General features: G+C 37.3%; 25 protein-coding genes. 1 reads left to right on the forward strand and 24 read right to left on the reverse strand.

Features of this window, described 5'->3' with window-relative positions; translation table 11 throughout:
- Positions 1–4: 4 nt before the first annotated feature.
- From D8848_RS01815 to pbp2b, 12 genes are all read right to left on the reverse strand, one after another.
- A complete protein-coding gene (locus tag D8848_RS01815; RefSeq protein WP_125442938.1) occupies positions 5–790 on the reverse strand; it encodes a YlmH family RNA-binding protein in 786 nt (261 codons plus the stop codon).
- Positions 787–1,050, reverse strand: a complete 264-nt coding sequence (locus D8848_RS01820) for a YggT family protein (protein ID WP_000576496.1) — start codon at positions 1,048–1,050, stop codon at positions 787–789. Before D8848_RS01820 ends, D8848_RS01815 begins: the two co-directional genes overlap by 4 nt.
- On the reverse strand, positions 1,050–1,583 hold the full coding sequence (locus D8848_RS01825; RefSeq protein WP_049491094.1) for a cell division protein SepF: 534 nt from the start codon (positions 1,581–1,583) through the stop codon (positions 1,050–1,052). The genes D8848_RS01820 and D8848_RS01825 overlap by 1 nt, the downstream gene beginning before the upstream one ends.
- A gap of 9 nt (positions 1,584–1,592) precedes the next feature.
- Complete coding sequence (locus D8848_RS01830; RefSeq protein ID WP_125442939.1) at positions 1,593–2,264, reverse strand: YggS family pyridoxal phosphate-dependent enzyme; 672 nt, start codon at positions 2,262–2,264, stop codon at positions 1,593–1,595.
- Between the two features lie 4 nt (positions 2,265–2,268).
- Positions 2,269–3,525 (reverse strand): cell division protein FtsZ, encoded by a 1,257-nt coding sequence (ftsZ, locus tag D8848_RS01835; protein WP_125442940.1) that lies wholly within the window; start codon positions 3,523–3,525, stop codon positions 2,269–2,271.
- A gap of 17 nt (positions 3,526–3,542) precedes the next feature.
- Positions 3,543–4,922, reverse strand: coding sequence for a cell division protein FtsA (ftsA, locus tag D8848_RS01840; protein ID WP_033688313.1), 1,380 nt, complete (start codon positions 4,920–4,922; stop codon positions 3,543–3,545).
- 214 nt (positions 4,923–5,136) lie between these two features.
- Positions 5,137–5,841: a YwaF family protein gene (locus tag D8848_RS01845; protein WP_049551303.1), complete on the reverse strand. Its 705-nt coding sequence runs from the start codon at positions 5,839–5,841 to the stop codon at positions 5,137–5,139.
- A gap of 90 nt (positions 5,842–5,931) precedes the next feature.
- Complete coding sequence (locus D8848_RS01850; RefSeq protein WP_125442941.1) at positions 5,932–6,543, reverse strand: NUDIX hydrolase N-terminal domain-containing protein; 612 nt, start codon at positions 6,541–6,543, stop codon at positions 5,932–5,934.
- Positions 6,539–7,903 (reverse strand): UDP-N-acetylmuramoyl-tripeptide--D-alanyl-D-alanine ligase, encoded by a 1,365-nt coding sequence (locus D8848_RS01855; protein ID WP_125442942.1) that lies wholly within the window; start codon positions 7,901–7,903, stop codon positions 6,539–6,541. Before D8848_RS01855 ends, D8848_RS01850 begins: the two co-directional genes overlap by 5 nt.
- Before the next feature lie 83 nt (positions 7,904–7,986).
- Entirely contained in the window at positions 7,987–9,030 is a 1,044-nt protein-coding gene (locus D8848_RS01860) for a D-alanine--D-alanine ligase (protein ID WP_125442943.1), read from the reverse strand.
- 174 nt (positions 9,031–9,204) lie between these two features.
- Entirely contained in the window at positions 9,205–9,801 is a 597-nt protein-coding gene (gene recR / locus D8848_RS01865; RefSeq protein ID WP_033684867.1) for a recombination mediator RecR, read from the reverse strand.
- 10 nt (positions 9,802–9,811) lie between these two features.
- Complete coding sequence (gene pbp2b / locus D8848_RS01870; RefSeq protein WP_125442944.1) at positions 9,812–11,869, reverse strand: penicillin-binding protein PBP2B; 2,058 nt, start codon at positions 11,867–11,869, stop codon at positions 9,812–9,814.
- Between the two features lie 188 nt (positions 11,870–12,057).
- On the opposite strand from pbp2b, the gene D8848_RS01875 reads away from it, so the two are divergent.
- On the forward strand, positions 12,058–12,909 hold the full coding sequence (locus D8848_RS01875; RefSeq protein ID WP_125442945.1) for a MurR/RpiR family transcriptional regulator: 852 nt from the start codon (positions 12,058–12,060) through the stop codon (positions 12,907–12,909).
- A gap of 61 nt (positions 12,910–12,970) precedes the next feature.
- On the opposite strand, the gene D8848_RS01880 is transcribed toward D8848_RS01875, so the two are convergent.
- From D8848_RS01880 to D8848_RS01935, 12 genes are all read right to left on the reverse strand, one after another.
- Positions 12,971–13,321 (reverse strand): type II toxin-antitoxin system RelE/ParE family toxin, encoded by a 351-nt coding sequence (locus tag D8848_RS01880; RefSeq protein ID WP_000384865.1) that lies wholly within the window; start codon positions 13,319–13,321, stop codon positions 12,971–12,973.
- The gene (gene relB / locus D8848_RS01885; protein ID WP_000951986.1) at positions 13,311–13,598 is read right to left on the reverse strand and encodes a type II toxin-antitoxin system RelB/ParD family antitoxin; all 288 of its coding nucleotides are present in this window, start codon (positions 13,596–13,598) and stop codon (positions 13,311–13,313) included. Before relB ends, D8848_RS01880 begins: the two co-directional genes overlap by 11 nt.
- A 116-nt stretch (positions 13,599–13,714) precedes the next feature.
- Positions 13,715–14,377, reverse strand: a complete 663-nt coding sequence (locus D8848_RS01890) for a NisI/SpaI family lantibiotic immunity lipoprotein (RefSeq protein WP_000669433.1) — start codon at positions 14,375–14,377, stop codon at positions 13,715–13,717.
- Between the two features lie 162 nt (positions 14,378–14,539).
- The gene (locus D8848_RS01895; protein ID WP_125442946.1) at positions 14,540–15,202 is read right to left on the reverse strand and encodes an ABC-2 family transporter permease; all 663 of its coding nucleotides are present in this window, start codon (positions 15,200–15,202) and stop codon (positions 14,540–14,542) included.
- The gene (locus D8848_RS01900; protein ID WP_125442947.1) at positions 15,180–15,920 is read right to left on the reverse strand and encodes a lantibiotic immunity ABC transporter MutE/EpiE family permease subunit; all 741 of its coding nucleotides are present in this window, start codon (positions 15,918–15,920) and stop codon (positions 15,180–15,182) included. Before D8848_RS01900 ends, D8848_RS01895 begins: the two co-directional genes overlap by 23 nt.
- A complete protein-coding gene (locus tag D8848_RS01905) occupies positions 15,917–16,603 on the reverse strand; it encodes an ATP-binding cassette domain-containing protein (protein WP_125442948.1) in 687 nt (228 codons plus the stop codon). The genes D8848_RS01900 and D8848_RS01905 overlap by 4 nt, the downstream gene beginning before the upstream one ends.
- Before the next feature lie 171 nt (positions 16,604–16,774).
- Entirely contained in the window at positions 16,775–18,118 is a 1,344-nt protein-coding gene (locus tag D8848_RS01910) for a sensor histidine kinase (RefSeq protein ID WP_125442949.1), read from the reverse strand.
- Entirely contained in the window at positions 18,111–18,794 is a 684-nt protein-coding gene (locus tag D8848_RS01915) for a response regulator transcription factor (protein ID WP_000276749.1), read from the reverse strand. Before D8848_RS01915 ends, D8848_RS01910 begins: the two co-directional genes overlap by 8 nt.
- 392 nt (positions 18,795–19,186) lie before the next feature.
- On the reverse strand, positions 19,187–20,071 hold the full coding sequence (locus D8848_RS01920) for an ROK family protein (RefSeq protein ID WP_125442950.1): 885 nt from the start codon (positions 20,069–20,071) through the stop codon (positions 19,187–19,189).
- A 17-nt stretch (positions 20,072–20,088) separates the two neighbouring features.
- The gene (locus tag D8848_RS01925; RefSeq protein ID WP_125450636.1) at positions 20,089–21,006 is read right to left on the reverse strand and encodes a dihydrodipicolinate synthase family protein; all 918 of its coding nucleotides are present in this window, start codon (positions 21,004–21,006) and stop codon (positions 20,089–20,091) included.
- A gap of 172 nt (positions 21,007–21,178) precedes the next feature.
- Positions 21,179–21,823, reverse strand: coding sequence for a YesL family protein (locus D8848_RS01930; RefSeq protein ID WP_125450637.1), 645 nt, complete (start codon positions 21,821–21,823; stop codon positions 21,179–21,181).
- 19 nt (positions 21,824–21,842) lie between these two features.
- Complete coding sequence (locus D8848_RS01935) at positions 21,843–22,295, reverse strand: NanQ anomerase/TabA/YiaL family protein (protein ID WP_000575448.1); 453 nt, start codon at positions 22,293–22,295, stop codon at positions 21,843–21,845.
- Positions 22,296–22,467 lie beyond the last annotated feature (172 nt).

The following is a 22,467-nucleotide window of genomic DNA, read 5'->3' on the forward strand; positions in this document are numbered from 1 at the left end:
TTCCTCACTTACTTAATAACAATTGGACCGTTAATTTCTTTTTATCTTTTTTTGTTTGCCCATTATCTCTAACGAGTTTCAATCGACCAAATTTCCTTACACTAATCAGATCACCAACTTGAACTACATAATCTGATTTTTCAACTAAATGGTAATTCACTTGGACTGCCTGTTTTTCAATTAACTGACTTGCCTGATTTCTAGACAGCTTGAAGACACCTGCCAGAAAAACATCTAATCTAGAACTAGCAATACAAATATCTAATTCTTGATAATCTTCTACTGTAGCAATTTTCTCAGTAAAATCCCGTTCTTCTAGACGAACCGGTAAACGAGCAATTTTCGTAATGCCGTCTTGAAAAAGGAGCATAAACTGTCGATTAATGATAATCTGTGCTCTCTCTTCGTTGACTAAGATATCACCAAATAGCTTCCTATCAATTCCTAGCTTGTTTAAAACAGTCCCTAATATTTTTGCATGCGTTAAGCGTTCAAACTTATTAGGGTAGACAATTTCTTGCAAGGAAAGCTCAAAATCAGAGAATTCTGGCTCAAAATAATCAGGATACAGGAGAACCCGTACATATTCAGTTTCAAGAAACTGCCGACTGCTCATGTAGGAGATGCCGTTGGTTGATGCTAGCACCTTTAAAATCTTTTCTTGATGGGGATTTACAAAAGGTGTTAAAAAAGGAGAATAAGAATCTTCTACCTTTTTTATCCATTCTGCTCCCTTATCAATAAAAGACGAATCATTCTTAGAAAAGTGTTGATAAATCATCTTGTTCATAGAAAGATCACTAAAAGTCGAATCAACTGTTCCCCTAGGAAGTGAACTAGTAATACCGCAATCCAGACAGACAAATCAAGACCTGCAATCTGGAGGGGTAAACGTTGCAAGGGAGCTACTATCGGTTTCACTAAACTAATAATCAAGCGTCCAAGACGTGATTCATAAGCATTGGGAAACCAAGACATCAGAGCAAACACGATTAAAATCAGTGAATAGATATCCACTGCATTTTGAACAAAACGAATGAGAAAAATCATTATCTTACTCTCGTACGTTTCATATCAAAGCCAAATTCACCATTTTGTGATTCATCTGGAATTTTGATGTCTTCAATATTGACGACAACATCAACTGGTGTCAGCAGGTACATAGTAGATGCTACCTTTTTCATATTACCAGCTAAAACGTGGCGCGCCCCATCCAGATAGTCCAAACAACGACGAGCTTGAACTTCTGTCATATATTGGAAATCAATCAAAATACTTTCGTTACCAGCTAATAAATCAACAATATCTGTGGCATCTTCGTATTTACGTGGATAACGAACATCAATTGTCACCTTATCAGTAGAACGTTGACTTTGCATAGCTAACTCTTGTTGACGGGCATGAAGACGAGTGATGTTTTTATCTTTAGATGGCGTACTAGCAGCTTGTTGAGGCAACTCTTGAACAGAAGGGACTGGAGTCACAATCGGCTCTTCAGCTTTAGACTGATATGCAGTACCAACATCTTCTCCATCTTCTGTAAAATAATCTATAAATTTATCAAATCTATCTTTTAAAGACATATTTCTTTCCTATTTAAAAAATGCTGTACCAATTCTGACAAATGTTGAGCCAAATTCAATCGCTTCCTTGTAGTCACGACTCATACCCATACTCAAGTCCGTCATTGGCATATTGGGAATTTGTTTTTCTCTAATTTCTAGTTGCAAATCCTGCGTAGCTTTAAAAATTTCTTTCAACTCATCACTACTAGCTTCAAAAGGAGCCATGGTCATCAAGCCGACATATTCAATTTTATCTAAGGTGGCCAATTCTGGCAAGAGCTCTATTAGTTCTTCCCTTGAAAAACCATGTTTGCTCTCTTCCCTTGAGATATTTACTTGTAAGAAACACTTAACAACACGGTCACTTCTTTTTTGAATTTCCTCTGCTAGCTTTAATGAATCCAAAGCGTGGAAATAATCAACATACTGAATGACATCTTTGACCTTGCGTCTTTGCAAGGTTCCAATCAAATGCCAGGTAATATTTCTATCTTTTAAAGCTTCATATTTCTCAAGAAATTTATCCACACGATTTTCACCAATATGATGCACACCTAGCGGAAGCAAAGCCTCCGCTGTCGGTACGTCTACATATTTTGTAACAGCAACAATCGAAATAGAATTGGCTTCTCTTCCTGACTGCTGACTTGCATCTTTTATTTGTTGAAAAACACGTTCTGTATTTTCTTTCAAATTCATTTACTTAACGATTTTTGAAAAATGGAGGAGTGTCTAATTCATCCTCATCGTGTAAAGATGGCGCTTCGAAACGTTCAACTGGTGATACAACTGAATCAGTTGGTCGAACAATTGTCTCACGACGCAAGTCCCAATCACCAAACGCTGAAGATTGAGAAGTTTCTGTGCGACGAGGTGCTGGACTTGGAATTTCTGCAGTTTCAGCCATATCAAAGTGACGATTATGATTGTGTGCATGACTAGGACCTGCTTGTTCATGACGAACAGCTTGTCTTGGTGCATGGCCCACAACTTTTTCAACACGATCTTGACGAACACCAGTCGCTACAACTGTAACACGGATTTCATCTTTCATGTTTTCATCGATAGATGTTCCGAGCCAGATGTTCACTCCTTGACCAGCCGCTTGGTTGACGATCTCTGAAGCTTCTTCTGCCTCAATCAAGGTTAAATCAAGACCACCAGTAACGTTGACGATAACATCCTCAGCACCATCAATAGTTGTTTCAAGAAGTGGTGAGTAGATTGCCTTACGAGCTGCTTCTACCACACGTTCTTCTCCACTACCGATACCGATACCCATTAGGGCGTTTCCTTTATTTGCCATAACTGTTTTCACATCGGCAAAGTCAAGGTTAATCAAACCAGGGTTTGTGATCAAATCAGTAATCCCTTGAACACCTTGGCGAAGTACGTTATCTGCTTCGCTAAGAGCTTCAAGAAGTGGCGTTTTCTTATCAACAATTTCAAGCAAGTTGTTGTTTGAAATAATCAATAGAGTATCTACATGCTCACGAAGTTGGTTGATTCCTTCCACAGCGTACTGACCACGTTTGCTTCCTTCAAAACCGAAAGGACGTGTCACAACACCAACTGTAAGAGCACCTAAATCTTTAGCAATGCGGGCAATTACAGGAGCTGCACCAGTACCAGAGCCACCTCCCATACCTGCAGTAATGAAGACCATATCTGCTCCAGTAATAGCTTGAGTCAAGGCTTCTTCGCTTTCTTCAGCTGCCTTTTGACCAACTTCAGGTCGACCGCCAGCCCCCAAACCACGAGTCAATTTAGGGCCTAACTGAATTACAGTCTCAGCTTTTGTACTACTCAAAGCTTGTACATCTGTGTTTGCTGCGATAAATTCTACGCCTGCAACACCTTCGTCAACCATGCGGTTAATGGCGTTACCACCACCTCCACCAACACCGATTACTTTAATAACTGCACCTTGAGCTGCTGCTGTATCAAATGAAAATGTCATAGTTTATTTTTCCTCTTTTATTCATCAAACATGCTTCCGATTAAGCCACGGAAACGATCTGCGATTTTTGGTTTATTTTGAGAAGATACTTTATCTTCTTTCGGAGCAACTACGTTCGTAGAAGCTGATTGCTCTACCTCAGTATTTTGAACTGGTTGAATAGGGGTCGGTTGTGCTACCTGCGTAACGCGTTGAATCATCCCACCAAAATTAATTGGTTGGTGACGCAAAGTATCTTCACCCTTGACTGCTCGTTGTGCTAACAAATGCACTTCAGTCAATTGACCAGCAAATTCAGACAAGCTAATCACATGAGCAAAGGCAGGGTTACGGATTCCAACTTGATTTGGAACGTAAAGTTTGACACCAACTCCAAAGACTTCCTGTGCAAGTTCTACAATACCTGGTAAAATAGCATTTCCACCAATCAGAACAATCCCACCTGGAAGATCCAACAAATGTCTTCTTTCCAACTCTTGTTTGATTTGTTCAAAAATGTGCTTAATGCGGGCTGAAATAATCTCTGCTAGGTAGCTTTCTGTAACTTCTACAGGTTCCACTTCACCAATTACTTCAACTTGGAAGGTTTCATTGCTTGCAAGTGAAGGGTAGGCTTCACCATAGTTCAATTTCAATCCTTCAGCTAGTTTTTGTGAAGTCTTCAAGACCTTAGAGATATCTTTTGTGACATAATCTCCACCTTCTTGAAGAATATTTGTAAACTGGAGTTCCTGGTTACGGATTGTAGCAACAGTTGTTTGACCTGCTCCCATATCAATCACAGTAGCTCCAAATTCACGCTCTCCTTCGTTCAAGACTGAACGAACCAAAGCCAATGGGGAAATAATAATATTTTCAACTTGAACACCTGAGCGCTCAACTGTCTTGCGTAAATTGTGAAGAATAGTACGGGGACCTGTGTAAAGCAAACCACGCATTTCAAGACGAACACCCATCATGCCACGCGGGTCACGAATACCTTGGAAACCATCTACGATAAATTCTTCTGGAATAAAAGTAATGACTTCACGATCTGGTGTCATACTCTTTGTCAAAGCTGATTTGACAACATTTTCGACATCTTGATCTGTAATTTCTTTTGTATCAGATGTAACTGGAATCATTCCTTGAGTTGGTTCTACTTGCAAAAGATTTCCAGGCAAACCAACATTCACTGATTTGATTGAAATGCCAGCTTTCTCTTCTGCTTGGGAAATAGCTGACTTGATAGCAGTTGCTGCTGCTTCGATATCAACGATAATCCCATCCTTTACACCTTTACTCTTGGCATTACTTACACCAATTACATTAAGTTCACCATTTCTAAGTTCGGCAACCAATACTTTAATCGAATTAGTTCCGATATCTAAGCCTGTAAAAAAACCATCTCTAGCCATTACATCGCATCCTCTCTCTTCCAAGTTTCAAACTTCTATTCAAAATAGCTAAAATAGGGCATAGCTATTCACAGAATATTATAACACAAAAAATCCAATCGTGCTTAGTTTTTCCTAAATTTACTTACCATTTTTTCACATTCGTTCCTTAGATTTTTTTATTTTCCAAACAAGTTATAAAAAATCAGATTTATGAAAAAAAGAAAGCTCATTTCTAAGCTTTCTTTGCAATCATTTTTTCTGCTTCTTGCTCTAAAAATAGTTCCAAGATTTTCTTTGTTAACGTAATCGCTGCTGATAAGGCCAGGGAAACTATTAAATAATTAGCTACTAAGCCATGGTCTCCAACCAATGGTGGTTTTGTCAAGAATCCGTAATCTCCACCTGTTACTAAATTGACCACAAAAATCAAGGCATTTAGTGCAAAGGTCATGAGAAAAATTCCCTTCACATCCAGCAATCGCGCGTTATACTGTCTCAATAGATAAACTAGAGAGTTCCCCAAGAGAGCTAAGTGGCCAAAGATAAAGGATAAAATCGCAATATGCGGGAATGGATAAGGATCTGGCACTGGATAAACAAAGGCTGCTAATGTCCCAAATGTTCCTAGTAATGCAAAATACTGCCGATATTTGGACTGACCAGGAAGCAAAAGCACCACAAACATAGCCATACGGCAATGGTAAAAGGGTAAGCTTTCTGACAATGGCATATGATTAACCCCGTACCATCCATAAAGAAGGATTAACTGAACTGCCTGCAAGATTTGGAAAAATCGTTGATAAGCCTTCTTTTCACGATAACGATAGGCTGTATAAAAGGTCAAAGCCAAGAGTGTAAATATACTGACATACCAAAAAAGGTCAAATTTGGGTGGCTCTGTTGCTTGGGTCGTAAAGAAAATATCCCATAAATTCATCTAGTCTTCCTCATGTTTCAAAATTTTCCTGCATTTTATTATACCATGCTACTTAAGAAAAATGAATTTAGAAATACGATAATCATCTTCTTAGTCAAGATATTGCTCCTTCTGACCTTTATAAACCTGCCAAAGAATCTCTATTTGCTCTTTGGTAATGCGTTTTTCAGATAAGTTCGGCAGTTGGTCAATGGCAAAAAATTGAAGGTCAGCAATTTCTTGATTTTCTTGGAATTGTCCATCAAGAAGCTTACATTCAAAAACAAACTTTGCATATTGCTTGCTCTGTAGTTGGAAACGATTTGTATCAAAAACAGCTAATAGTCTTTCTACTTTAGCTTCAAAACCGGTTTCTTCTTCAATTTCCTTGAGAATATTTTCTGTTGGAGAATAGCCGACTTCACCAAAGCCACCTGGCAAAGCCCAATCATTCTCTCCTTGTCCCCTAACCAGACAAATCTTTTCGTCCTCAACAATCCAAGCACGGACGTCCATTAAAGGAGTCGCATAAGCTGAAGTCGGTTTCAAGACTTCTGCCACTTCTTCTGCATCCAGGTCTGATCCCTGATTCAACATTTCAGATAACAGACTTCGCAAGTCCTCGTAGCGCTCACGATCAAAAGGATCTTTTGTAAAGGTTAAGCCAGTATCTGTAAGGGCAATCATTCTTTGCAGATACTTAACAAAATCACTTTGCTTAATTTTCTAAACTTTCTACCAACTTGGCTAGATTCATAGAGTTAGAGCCTTTGAGTAGGATTTGGTCATTGACTCCAAGGCTTTCTTTGACCTGCTTGACTAGGTCTTCAAATTGGTCTTGGTCTTCTGTTTTCTTGAAATAGTAAACGTGGCCAATTGGGAACATTTGACTGGCAAGTTGGGCTAATTCAGCAATGTCTTCTCCATAAAAAATAACGGTATTCAGCACATCAGGCGAGAGGCTCAAAATCATCTGATTATGAAGCTGAATAGACTGGTCGCCCAGTTCCTTCATATCCGCCAAAACTGCAATTTTCTTGCCACCTTCATTGGCTGGAATGGCAGAGAATGTCTCCAAAATCAGCTTCATAGCAGTTGGATTGGCATTATATACGTCAGACAGAATATCTGCTCCATTTGCTGCTTTCTTCCACTCGGTACGGTTACGCGTCAATTCAAGATTTTGGAAGGCCTGACGAATTTGCTCCTCTGAAACTCCTTCTTGTAGGGCAACATAAGACGCAATCATGGCATTAGTGGCATTGTACTTACCAGTCACTGGCAAATCAAGGGCTTGATTTAAGAAATTAGCTTTAAAGGTCAGACTATCCTTACGTTCTACCATGTCAGTAATTTCCAACTCTGCCCCTTGCCCAAAACGAACTACCTTTTTATCAGTTGGTAAGTAGTCCTCTACAATCGGATCTGCTGGTGCCAAGAGCAAGGAATTCGAAGCCATCCCGTCTGCAATTTGCATTTTTCCTTTAGCAATTTCAGAACGATCTTTGAAAAAGGCCAAATGGGCTTCTCCAACCAAGGTCACGATGGCTGTTTTTGGATGAGCCAATTCTGACAAGAGATGAATATCTCCCAAGTGATCCTGCCCCATCTCCAAGACCAACTTTTCTGTTCCTTCAGGCATATGGAGAACTGTGTAGGGAAGACCAATCTCATTATTGTAGTTGCCTTGTGTCTTATAGGTTTTGTAGGTTGTTGATAGCAAGTGCGCTAACATATCCTTAGTCGTTGTCTTGCCATTTGAACCTGTGACAGCAAAGACATCAACATCCATTTTCTCAAGATAGTAGGATGCTAGGGATTGAAAGGCAGCCAAAACGTCATCTACTAGAATGTAGGGATGATTTGCGACCTTTTTCTCAGACAGGGTTACAGCAGCACCTTTTTCAAAGGCTGTTTCGATAAAGTCATGACCGTCACGCGCACCTTTGAGGGGGACAAATAAATCTCCTGCCGCAATCAAACGACTATCAAACTCAGCATTTTCCAACCGAGCATCCTCAAAGATGCTGACATCATTTTTAGCTCCGACAACTTGGGCCACTTCATGGATTGTTAATTTCATTTCTACTCCTTTAAAAAGGGTCGAAGCACGAGAACTCTAGTCACCTTGCAGTGATGGTTCTGGCTTCTACCCTCTCTTTCATTTTATAGCAAATGCGCTTCGCGCTTGTCAAAACTTTCCTTGGCAAGATCAACCAATCGCTCGATTAGTTCTGGGTAGCCGATTCCCATATTGTCCCAAAGTAATGGATACATAGACCACTGGGTGAAACCTGGCATGGTATTAAGCTCGTTGAGGAAAACCTCTCCCTTATCTGTATAGAAGAAATCGCAACGAGATAGACCGAGCCCACCAATGGCACGGAAGGCAGTTTCTGCATTTTGACGCATGACAGCTACCACATCATCACTAATTTTGGCTGGGATATCCATAGTAATCTTGTTATCAATATACTTGGCATCGTAGTCGTAGAAGGCAACATCCTTAACAACTTCTCCTGGAAGCGTGCTTTTGACATTGTAGTTACCCAGTAGACCAACCTCGATTTCACGGGCATTTACCCCTTGTTCAACCAAGATACGACTGTCATATTGGAAGGCAAGTTTCAAGGCTTGACGAAGTTCCTCTTGATTTTCAGACTTAGAAATACCGACACTAGAACCCATGTTGGATGGTTTTGTGAAAACTGGATAAGTCAATTTTTCTTCAACTTCAGCAATTTTAGCAGTCATATCATCGCCTTCAACGATAGCCACATAAGGAACTTGGGCAATCCCGACAGATTCTAAGACACGCTTAGTGGTGATTTTATCCATGGCAAGGCTTGATGACAAGATATTACAGCCGACATAAGGCATTTTCAAAACTTCGAGGAAGCCTTGAACAGAACCATCTTCTCCCATCGGACCATGAAGGACTGGGAAGACCACTGCACCATCTTCGTAGATGGCACTTGGTGCAACTTGCTTATCCCAATCAATGGTTTCATTAGTCATAAGACGATCCTCTTGACCTGGAGTCTGGTTAAATTCTTGCGTTTTAATAAAGTCACCTGACTGGCTGATGAAGAAAGTCTTGACTGTGAAACGGTCGTAGTTGACCGCACGCATGACACTTTCAGCTGAAAGAACAGAGACTTCACGCTCTGCACTACGTCCACCGTATAAAAGAATAATCGTTTGTTTCATATTATTTGTTCCAATTCTAATAGAATACTCGTTCTTTAGTATATCATATTTGCTTCTTTTTTGAAACTTGAACCTGATACTGGTCTTCAATAAATCTAAAAAGAGACCGATAAAACAACTGTCGGTCTCCGTGATTTTTGTATAAATGAATTGAGTGTGTTAATTTGTCTAGACTTACAACTCTGTTCGATTTTCAATGGCTCGTAAGAGTGTAACTTCATCCGCATACTCAATATCCGCTCCGACAGCGAGACCTCGTGCTAGACGCGTAACCTTGATACCAGCTGGCTTGAGCAAACGTGAAAGATACATGGATGTCGCTTCCCCATCTGCTGTAGCATTTGTTGCTACGATTACTTCTGAAACTTCACTATCCATAAGACGAGTCATAAGGCTCTTGAGATTGATATCATCTGGACTGACGCCATTCATTGGAGAAATAAGGCCATGCAGGACATGATAGAGTCCATGGTATTCTTGGATATTCTCCATGGCTGCCACATCGCGACTATCTTCGAGAACCAGAATCGTTGTCTGGTCACGAGTCGGATCGGTACAGATAGAGCAAGGATCGTCATCAGTCAGGCGACCGCAGATGGAACAGTAGGTCAGCTCTCTCTTAGCAGAAAGGAGATTTTTAGCAAATTCATTGACATCGTCATCAGACATTCCAATAGTATAGAAGGCCAGACGGGTAGCCGTCTTAATCCCGATACCCGGTAACTTAGAATAACTGTCAATTAGCTTAGCAATAGGTGTTGGATAAAGCATATGTTCCTTTCTAATTCATTGGATGATGTTGGTTATAGAGGTTGATAATATCGCGCGCAATGGAAGGTCCGACACCATTTGTAAGGTTGGTGTTATGAGGAAAGACAACAGCTACAGCGATTTGAGGATTATCTGATGGTGCATAGGCCACAGCATTAGTATTGTTAGCTTCTTGACCTCCCGCAACATAACTCTCGGCAGTACCAGTTTTTCCACTAATGGATACCGCTGCGCCATTTGAAAAGGCACGACCGGTTGTCAAAGCACTACCACCATGTGACACTTGATAAAATCCTTGTTGAAGAATGGAAACATCAGACTCAGAAATATTAATTTTATTCATTTCCTTGGTTTCAACAGATTGGATTAAGTTCCCTAAACCACCTTGTTCGTTGTTTCCATAAATCCCCTCAACAATGTGGGGTGCAATCCGAACGCCGTTGTTGGCAATGGTTCCAACGTACTGGGCCAATTGCATAGGAGTGTAGTTATCAAACTGACCAAAGGCATTGGTAATGTAATTAGCAAAATTATACTCTTTTGGTATAAAACCAGTTGACTCATCTGGAAGGTCAATGCCTGTTGAGGCTCCAAGACCATATTCCGCAAATGTCGAACGAAGTTTCCCCATAGCGGATTCTAAATTGTTAGTTAAAACAAACATATTGGGTTGATAGGTCTGACCCATAATGCCCAAAGCGGTTTGAACCATATAGGTATTAGAAGAATACTCCAAGGCTTCCACCGCTGTAATCGGGAATGAACCGTAGGCTTGAGTATACCAAGAATTAATCGGAGCTGAACCTTGGAAGACAATCGGTTGGTCTGTCAAGGTCTGGTTCCCTGACAAGACTCCATTTTCCCAACCTGAGCTGATGGTCGCCGCCTTAACAACAGAACCCGGGACAAAGACATCGGTTACTGTTCCCAAGGAATCAGGTGTTAAATCTCCCGTTTTCAAGTCATGTTTGAGTCCTGACATAGACAAAACCGCACCTGTTTTTGGGTTCAAAGCAACTGCATACACACCTTCTGAATACTTGGCTCCTCCGTTTCCCAGTTCGGAATTGAAATAACTCTTAAGCAGATTGTCCACGCTATCTTGGAAGGCCAAATCAATAGTCAGTTTAATATTATTCCCTTTGGTACCATCTTCGATATTTTCGACACTTTCCATATTGCCATACTTGTCTAGATGGATTTCTTTCACCGAGCGTTTTCCTTGCAAGGTTTCTTCATATTGTTTTTCTAGATAAGAGGTTCCAACACGGTCATTTAGAGAATACCCCTTTTTGATATAAGCATCTGCTTCTTCAGCTGGAAGACCGGCTTTTTCACTGGATACACTTCCTACTATAGACGAAAGTGAAGTCTCTAGGACCTTTCGATTCCACGAAGTTGAAATACTGATACCAGGTAAATTCTTAGAAGCCGAAGCAATCAAGGCAATCTGAGTATCTGTCAAGGAGTCTGTCGCAATGGTCCCTGTCGCAAAATTTCCAACTGCATTAAGTTGGCTAAAGAGGTAAATTTCTTTCTTTTCGTCATCAGAGTAGGCCAATTGACTTGGATCGATACTTTCAACAGTATTGTTGTAAAGCTCGGATTCAGATAATTGATTGCCATCAGAATCAAGTCGCTTATCACGTGGTAAACTTTCCACTGCTTTCTTATAGACATCTTGATCTGCTAGATAATAGTCCGCCAACTGTCGGTCAGTCAATATTGGAGAAGAAACTCCCACATAAGCCAGCAACTTCTTGGCTGTTTCTTTTAAATCTGCAGCCGTCATTTTGTTGTTCCTTGTAAAAGATACAACTTGCTTGATGGTGTTTTCGACGAGAGGTTTCCCTGTTGCATCGTAGATTTGTCCACGGGCTGAACTAGTTGTCACCTTTGTTTTACTAGCCGATGCTAATTTTGTCTCATAAAAATCCTTGTTCAAAACCTGCATATAAAGCAGGCGACCAATGATGGCCATAAAGAGCAAAATAACAATTGAAAACAATAAATTAAGCCGAATCGGAATCGAATGGCTATCAAATTTTCTCATACAAGTCAGTCTCATTTCTATTTAAAATCTTACTCTTCATTGTACCATAATTTAAGAAGAAATTTTGGAAAAGAAGGGTGCTTTTTTAATTTAGTTTCTGATGGTTTTTTTATTTAAACATAACTATTTTATATGATATAATATTTACAAAAGCTACAAAAAATAATTATCGATTAATAGCTAGACTCAAATAAAGGAGTATCATGAACCCGCAAGATATCGCAAGCATTATTGATCTTCATTTTGAAGAGTTAACAGATCTAGAGCAAGAAATCGCTCGCTATTTTTTACAATCTGAAACCATTGCAGATGATTTATCTTCTCAGCAGGTCACTCAAAAATTACATATCTCTCAAGCCGCACTGACCCGCTTTGCTAAAAAGTGTGGTTTTACAGGTTATCGAGAATTTATTTTCCAATACCAACACCAAGCAGATAATCAAGCTAGCCAACATCCCGACCACAGCCCCCTGACAAAACGAGTTCTTAGAAGCTACAATCACATGCGGGAACAAACACAGGACTTGATTGACGAAAAACAACTTGAACGAATCGCCCAGTTAATCGAAGATGCTGATCGTGTCTACTTCTTTGGAACAGGTAGTTCTGGCCTTGTCGCTCGTGAAATGAAATTGCGCTTTATGCGTCTAGGTGTGGTCTGCGAGGCCTTGACTGATCAAGACGGCTTTGCTTGGACAACCAGCATTATGGATGAAAATTGTCTCGTACTCGGTTTCTCACTTTCTGGCACAACACCTTCTATTTTAGATAGTCTATTAGATGCTAAGGAGATGGGGGCAAAGACTGTACTCTTTACAAGTGTTCCCAATAAAGATAGTCAGACCTATACAGAAAACGTTCTTGTTGCTAACCACAGTCAGCCTTCCTACATTCAACGTATATCTGCTCAACTTCCTATGCTCTTCTTTATCGATTTGATTTATGCCTATTTTTTGGAAATCAATCGTGAAAGCAAGGAGAAAATCTTTAATAGCTATTGGGAAAATAAGAAACTCAATGGCTATCGTAGACAAAAACGTGTAAGAAAATCCTAGTTTGGCTGAGCCAAACTAGGATTTTTATTCATCACTAAACATACATCTTCTAGATTATGAATTAGTCATATCTCGACTTAGTCTTGAATAATTTCATGTAATCACTTTTTGAAGGAAGTAAATAAGCAAGTCTGACGGTATCCTCAACAATTGTATATAATACAATATAATCCTTACTCAAGGCCAATCCTCGCGTTTGGTAGCGAGGGTCTAATTTCTTACCAAATTTTTCATCGGCATCAAATCCAGCTTGGGGGAAAATTTCTAGACGATTAATATCTTTTCTGATACTCGCCACTTTTCGTCTCGCAGACTCTACAGAACCGATTTCCTCTGCTATATACTGATATATTTTATCCAAACTATCAATCACTCTAGGAGAATACAAAATCCTATATTTTTTATAATCCATAGCGTGTCACAACATCCTCATCTGTCAAGTAATTCCCAGCCTCAATCTTAGCATAACTTTCTTGAACTTCTGCTTGTAATTGTCTAAATAAATACTCCTTCTCCAATTCCTCTTCACTAAGTAAATCTACTTCATTTGTTACGGCAACATTCTTTAAAAATAATCTAAGTGCCGATGAAAGAGAGAGATTTTTTTCTTTTAACACTTCCATGGCATCATTTACTAATTCTCTATTAGCTTGGAAGGTCACAATTTTACTTGAATTCGCTATAGCCATTTTATATAACTCCTTTATATATTTTACTTATTATCTCACAATTATAAAGAAAGTCAAGGGAATTTGATTTGAAAGATGCTGGAAAAAATTTTTGTGTCACATATCTAATATACAAACTAACTTCTAAAGAAAGCCAAATGATATTCTCCATTCAATTTAACTGCTACTTTCTCATGGATAGACTGATTTTTTAAAGAACAAATTTCTCCATATTTCCAACTTTCATGCTCCCCTGATAATCTAGTGACAGACTTCACTTGATTATCTAAGTTAGCAACTGTAGCACTAAGCTCTTCTTTTGGAATAATTTCTTCAGTAATTGTAAATGATTGTTCCCCTATCTTCAACTCTCTGGCTTCTTGCTCATTGATAGCAAATCCTCCTACTAAGTGAACATAAAATAAGTCAGAAACTTTTAGGAGTTCTTCTTTAGAAATATTATCAAGTAGTCTACATTTATAGAAAGTACTATCAATTTTTATGGCAAATTCTCTACTCTTGGTCTGATATAAGTCACCAATCTCCAACAAATCATTCTTTATTTCATTATTGGAATCATCGTAAGATATTTCATAAGTATCATCATGATTGCTTACTTTACTTTCAATATCTTCATATGAAATTAATTGATTAGTTACACCATAATGCTCTCCTTTATAATCAAATCGATTATAACTTGAGTCGAGAAATTTAACATCATACTTCTCATATGTGCATCCAGTCAATCCAAGTAAACTTAAGAAAAAAATTACGGAAAGATAGATCTTTTTGAATTTCATAGTTCTCCTCCTAATTTTCTATAGTTAAATTATCAAAAATCAATAACGCCTCTCTCCAATATGTCTTTACAGATTTATTTTGGTTATAAAGTAAAGTCAAAACAATTCCCAAACTTCCATCCAAAAATTTAACACTCCATTCATTTCCATCAGAATATATAATTAAACACCTTTTCTGCTTACAACTACTAAATTAGCAACAAACAATAATACAACATAAAAAGTTAAAGCTAATAAATAGTTTGTGCTTCTAAAATTATTTTCTAAAATTATATTAACTGGTAAAATTACTGGAATCCAAAAAATATTAAGAAAAACTTTATTTGTTGCAAATACTATAAATAAACTTTCTACAACAGCTATAAGTAAATTGCCGCCTTTCGCAATAAACAATGTCAATAGCATGTGGAAATGATTTAACAATATTAGTAATAACCAACTAACTATTCCTACGTAAAAATAATATGAAAAGTGTTCTAACTCTATACCTACAACTACCCATAAAGGAATAGTAAGTAAAGATAATAGTAAATCTAACACAAAAATTTTCGCTCCCCATATACTGGCTGTATTTCTCGAGCCTTTAATATTCTGATAATTATTAGCATTGATTTCTTGTTCAGATACTAATAAAGTGATTATCGTAGTTATCATGCAATAGCCTAACATGGGTAAAAAGATAATATTTTCCAATACAATTGTGTTATTTACAGATAATATGTAAATTGGAATTGTCAATAGTTGTATAGTAGACAAAATCAAAATAATGTATAGTTGATACGAACCTTTAAATTTAATCATTTCACTTTTTAGCAATTGGATCATTACTTAACCTCCAATTTAACATTAACAAAGAAACGATAAATAGAATCAATGATAGAAATACGGCAAATACTACCATTTTAACGTCTGTTACATGATTTGTTAAATCTAGATCTCCTGACGGTTTTATATACATAAGACTATAAGCAATTTTATAATGATATGTAAAAGGAAAGAAGAACCAAAAGCTACTTTGAGCGATAAAAGGTGCAACCAAAAAACAAATCAAGGAGTTAATAGATACTAGGATATAGGGATTGATCCATTTCGAAAATAGATACAAGAGTGGCAATACCCATATGGATGTTATCGAAATAAGTACTAAACAAATTAAGTCACCAATTATATTCAATGATATTAAGTCGGCATACAAAAAATTACTTGTAAATAATAATATAGCTAAAAACCATACGTTAGAAATGAGTAAATCTTTTAATTTTAAAAGTATCTTTACGATATATATTTTTATGCTATCATTTCGAAAGTATATATTCTGGAAGTTTCCTGCAGCTTCTTCTGCTTTATAATCATATAAAAACAACAATCCAATAAGTGTATACAAAAAGACGGCTTCCCACCAATATATTGAAAAACTTTCTATAATACTTGGTCCAACAAGTAATACCGCTATTAAAATCGACAAGCCCGGAGCTATTATCAAGAATTTTTTGGATGTATTTTTTCGCTGTTTTAACCATTCTGATTTAAATATTTTTATCATATTGCGTCACCTCCATGAACAATTCTAAAAAATAAAGATTCTAAATCATCACTTTGAACATTCGAACCGTCGTAAAAAATTTGACCATCATGTAAAATAACAATTTTATCTGCCACTTTACTAACTTCATACAGTTGATGGCTAGATAAAAGAATTGTCATTCCTGATTTCTTTAAAGAAATCATTAAATTCAATAATTCCTTTATACCATTTGGATCTAATCCATTGGTAGGTTCATCTAAAATGAGCAAATCTGGACTAGTAATTATTGCCATACCTAATCCCAAACGTTGTTTCATACCTAAAGAAAAGCTCCCTGCTTTTTTCTTTCCCGTATTAGATAGCCCAATCAAGTTTAATACTTCATTAATTCGTTCGTCAGAAATGTCATATAACAATGCTCTAGTTTTTAAGTTATCAAATGCAGATAAGTTCATATAGATAGCAGGAGTTTCAATAAGCGCTCCAATCTCATATATGCCCGCATTTTTTCCCCCATTAAAAATAACCGCACCACTGTCAGCGTTTTCAAGACCAAAAATAATCTTCATAATTGTTGATTTTCCTGCACCATTGATACCTAATAATCCACAAATACTTCCCTCTTTTATTTCAAAAGAAATATTTTTCAGCACTTCTCTATCCTTATATGATTTTCTAAGTTTTTGAACTTGTATATTCATAACTATAATTCCTCCTTTATTTATACTTGTATGTTACACTTTATTTTTCAAAATTTGTTCAGACTTTTCAATTTTAAAAAATAAAAAAATAGATATTCCTCAATTTAGAAGATTATCTATTTTTATATACATAACTATTATGTGGAAGGTATCTAATATATCCCTATAGAATTATTTTTTAATAAGCAACGTCACTTGAGCACCACCTCTATCTGGATTTGATAAAAACAATTCTCCAAAATGTCTAGTTGCAACTTGTTTAGCAAATGCTAACCCTAAACCATAGTGCTTATTATTCCTACCTTTATTCTCAGTATAAAATAACTTATCTGCATTTAATAAGGACTGTTCAGTAAAAGGGAGACCATTGTTCCACACTCCAAAATTAATATACTCTGTTTCCTCAATGATAGTAAGAGTAACTTTTTTTTCTCCAGAACTATATCTTGCTGCATTTGCTAAAATATTAATTAATGCCCTATTTAAATTAAAACGATTTCCCTTAAAAAACATTAATTTTGTAGTATTAATAATTTTGAAATCAACCTTTGCATTATTCATTACAGATTTCGCCTCTACTGACAGATCACTTAAAAAATCAGGTAAATATATCTGTTCCCCATAATCTTTATCTTCAATTAGTAATCTTGAATAATCAATCATTGAACTAAAGTATCTTTCAAAAATCACTATACTGTTATTCATTGACTGAGTATATTCCTTCTGTTGATCAGTCAGGTTAGTTAATTCAAGCAACTCTAAATTTCCCTTTAGTACTGTTAAAGGAGTTTTTACATCATGAGCTAATGCACTAACTTGAAAAGATAAATCTTCCTTCTCCCTTCTCTCTGATTTGAGTAAATTAGTTAACTCGTCGTCCTTTTGATATAATACAGAGAGAATTTCATCGAACTCTTGTATTTGAGCGGGAATGTTTTTTTCTTTAAATGTTAACTGCCCCATGTTTAAAGATTTTTTTTGTATAAGTAGAAAATTTTTTGAAAATTCTTTTATTAATCTTGTAAGTGACCAAATGAGTAAAATCGTTTCGAAAACGAAGAAAAATAAATAAGAAAATAGATTAAATGAAATGTGACGCAAATTCGGATTAACAAACTCAGGTATCATGGGTTGCCTGACAGTAAGTACAATCTCTGAATTAGCATAATACCCATAATACACCTCACTATTACTTACAGATTCATTTTTATCAAAAACTTCTCGATAGGCAGGCAAATCCTTTTTTTGATAATTACCCGCTTCAATTGTACCTGTCTTGCGATTAAATACAACATAGTCAAATATAGAGTTATTCATTGCTTGAACTACATCACTTAAATTGCTGGTATCACTCACTGAAATTTCAATTTTAGAGTCGTATACATTTAATTGTCCTGTAAAAACAAGTAAATAAGTAAATATAAAAAATAAAAGTATACTCAGTAACGTACCTGTTACTAGTTCTAAAACAGTCCTTATTATACGTCCTCTAATTGTACTATTCTTCTTAATCATGCCACTTGTATCCCATACCTCTAACTGTTTTTATAGGATTAATTCCATAGGATGAGAATTTTAATCTTATTTGATAGATATACTCAGATATTGAACGAAAGAGGGTTTCAGCATCATCATCATAAACGTTTTCATATATATCTTGTACAGTAAAAATTTTTCTTGGATTGCTAGATAATAGCTCTATGATATCATATTCCCTACTTGTAAAGGCAAGACTATCTCCATTAATACAAACAATTTTTTCTTGTAAATAAATCGTTATTGGAGATAATTCTCGAACAATTTGATTACTTAATTCACCTTGTTTGTATCGTTCTTCTCGTTTGAGATTTGCAGCAACTTTAGCAATTAATTGATTGATGCTGAAAGGTTTTGTAATATAGTCATCTCCTCCTAAATTCAATCCTGATACTATATCTTCTTCGGTATCTTTTGCACTAACAAAAATAATAGGGGAGCTTACTTTATTTCTAATCTGCTTACAAATTTGCATACCATCTATATTAGGCATCATTACATCTAATAAAATCAAATCAAATCCTTTGAAATTATTAATATTGATTGGTACGGTCACTTCTTGATACGTCGTTACCTGATAGTTTTTCATCTCTAAAATAGTTCGCATCAATTTCAAAATTTCAAAATCATCATCTACAACTAATATCTTATACATTCTATCACCTCAAAATATTTTAGAGAACTACCTGCAATGCTCCGTATTTTTGACAAAGAATAGTCTCAATACATCAGTTTGTAATATTTCTTATTTATTAAATTAAATTTTTAGAAACTAGTACAAATCTATTTTACACTATCTTGAACAAAATTCGTAATATTTAATAATCTAATTTGAATGCCGTCAATGTCCCTTCCTCTTCCGATTCTTATTTCCAGCGTCAGACTTAAAACGGTCTATCCCCAAACCGTTTTAAGTCGCTACCTCACGATAGTCAGGCTTGGAAATTGTTATTGGCTTCACTGGTAGCCGGTGCCCAAGAAGGACTTCCCCCTCAGATGAACTACATGCCCGTCGTACCTAGAAAATCCTAGTTTGGCTGGGCCAAACTAGGATTGTTTTGTTTTAAAATGATAATAAGCTCCCAACATACCTGCTGTATTTTGATGATGAGCAAATTCTAATCTCGTCTTATCAGCCAGACTTGGTACCAAAGCATCTTTCAAAGCTTTTCGAATTTTAGGCTTGAGGATAGCCTCTTGCCCCATGATACCGCCACCGAGAATGACCACTTCTGGATTGGACACATAGCAAATATTTGCCAGACCTTTCCCTAGGTAATCTACCATCCGATCAATACCAGCCATGCAGATTTTGTTGCCTTCAGTGGCTTCCTTAAAGATACGTCGACCATTCCACTGATCAACATCTTCTCCATGTGCTTCAGCTACATATTTCACTAAAGCTGTGGTAGAAGCCAAATCTTGGAACGCTCCATCCTGCATATGCATATAACCGACTTCACAGGCTGAATTACTAAAACCATGGAAGACTTTCCCATCCATAATCAAGCAACCACCGATACCGGTTCCAATAGTCAGGCAAAGGGTGACACTCGCTCCCTTGCCTGAACCAGATACCGCTTCAGCAAGACCTGCACAGTTGACATCATTTTCAATTTCACAAGGAATAGTAAAGCTAGTCTCGATTTCCTTCTTGAACTTGGTTCCTGCATAATTTGGAATCTGAGGACCAGCATAGAAAATCTCACCCTTGTCTGGATCCACCATTCCTGCAGAAGAAATGGCAACACCTGCTACTGGGCCTTTTTCTAAATAGCTGGCTACGATATCTTTGGTTTTTTGTAAGATATGAGGTCCACCCTTATGCGCCTCTGTTGGCATTTCATGCGATTCAACAAGTTGGCCTTCTTGGTCGATCAAACCATATTTGATATTTGTTCCACCGATATCAATTGCAACGTAGTGTGTCATAAATACCTCCTTATGGATTAGAGGAAGCGCTCCTTGGTTTCACGAATCAAGGCTACAGCTGCTTCTACAACTGGACGATCTTCTTCAGTCACTGGTGTCAATGGTGAACGAACAGAACCAATATTCAAGCCTTCATTGATCTTCAAGACTTCCTTAATCACACCATACATATTTCCATGTGCAGCAGTCAATTTGCCAATGATTGCATTGATAGCGTATTGCAATTCACGCGCTTTTTCCAAGTCTTTGTCAGCAATCAACTGATTGAGTTTCAAGAATAGTTCTGGCATAGCACCATAAGTACCACCGATACCAGCTTTAGCTCCCATGAGACGACCACCTAAGAACTGCTCATCTGGACCGTTAAAGACGATATGGTCTTCCCCACCAAGGCTCACAAAGGTTTGGATATCTTGAACTGGCATAGAAGAGTTCTTAACACCGATAACACGTGGATTCTTCAACATTTCAGTATAAAGACTTGGCGTCAAAGCAACACCTGCCAATTGAGGAATGTTGTAAATCACGTAGTCTGTGTTTGGAGCTGCAGAACTGATATNGTTCCAGTATTTAGCAACTGAGTATTCTGGCAAGCGGAAATAAATTGGTGGAATCGTTGCAATGGCATCTACACCCAAGCTTTCAGCATGACGAGCAAGTTCCATACTATCTTTGGTATTGTTGCAAGCAACGTGAGCAATGATGGTCAATTTACCTTTGGCAACTGCCATGACTTCTTCCAAGATTAACTTGCGGTCTTCAACGCTTTGGTAGATACATTCACCAGAAGAACCATTGACATAAAGACCTTGAACACCTTTATCAATGAAGTATTGAACCAAGGCACGCGTACGCTCTGGACTTACTTCTCCTTGATCATCATAACATGCGTAGAAGGCTGGAATGACACCTTCGTATTTTTTTAAATCTGACATAGATTTTCTCCTAAGATTTCTTTTTTTCTGCTAAAAGCAGGATTTATTCTTTACGTGTTTAGTATACACCTTATGAAAAACGCTTTCAATATCTTGTGTACACTTAGATTTTAGTTTCGATATGAATTTTGAAATGTTTATGGCTTGAAAGTAGTTTCATAGACAAGCCATCCTATTGGTATTTTGCGAAAATTTTCTCCATCAATCCAGTCTGGAGAAAGACCAAGAGCCCAAACCCAAAAAGCAGGAAGGCTGAACCACCTAAAAGTAAAGTGAAGGCGGACAGATAAAGAACCATCACAATAAGAAAGAGAATAGCTAACATGAGGAAGAACCAAGGAAAGTTAAAACTTGCCAAGATAAGTCCTTTTTGTAAGACTTCTTTCCAAGTCAAATCATAGCGTGCAGCTATGGGATAGCTAGCCAACATCACGATAGTGAGGAAGATAAGAACGCCTAGACAGATAGCTTTCACCATTTGGAAAGGCATAGCTGTCTGCCCCCAGAAGAGATAGAGATCTAGAAGGCTTAATGAGACAATGCCCAACTCAAGCAGACCTAACTGAAGACCTAGTTTCAGATTTTCCTTGAAAGCTCTTAGATAGATTTTAAAGACAGGTACACGTCTGCTCTTCTTAATCTCAAACATAGTCTCGTAGAGGCTAATTTTAGCTACTCCAATCGTCACGATGGGCAAACAAGTGACGACAAAAAGAAGATTGGCTGTCACGATATCCAAGACCTTCTCACTAAAACGCATGAGAAAGTTGTCTGTATCAAATGCTGCCTTGATAAGGCTTACTCCTTTTTGTGCCATGTTTGCTCCTCCTGATTTTTTAATCAATCAAAATTTTAAAGAGATATTTGCGAACCTTCTCTTCCATACCTGCATAGCCATTCGGCTGGTGCGGTTCTCCTGGGAAGAAAATCGCAAAATTGTGATAACCCAACAAGAGTGGGTAGTGTTCATGACAATGAACAAAGCCAATGTCACTTGCTTCGTCGAATGCTACTGCCTCGTCTTTGATACGTGAACCGTAGCTCGAATATTCATGTCCTTCTACCAGCAAATGCAAATCTGCATAGTTTTTATGATGCTCAAATTGATCATTTTCAGCTTGATTGAGGACATTTTCCTGAACAACTAGAAAGACTTTATCTCCGTCAATCTCATACTTTCCTAATTCGAACGAATCTTTACGATGTTGGTAGAGATAGTCGATAGCCTTGTCTAAATTGGGATGAATTCCTTTGTAAAAGGTGATGTTTTTCAAATCGTCAAAAATCATACTCTTTCCTTCGTTTCTGATAGTTAACTAAAATGATAAATTAAGTTGATAAGTGTCTAACAAAATATCTAAGGTAAGCAAATACCCAACATTTTGTAGACACTTATAACCTCTATATTTCCATAGCATGTCAAGACCACTTCCGCAATCTTGACACACCAGTTTACTTTTC

The organism is Streptococcus mitis (assembly GCF_003942775.1).
Classification (GTDB): domain Bacteria; phylum Bacillota; class Bacilli; order Lactobacillales; family Streptococcaceae; genus Streptococcus; species Streptococcus mitis_CN.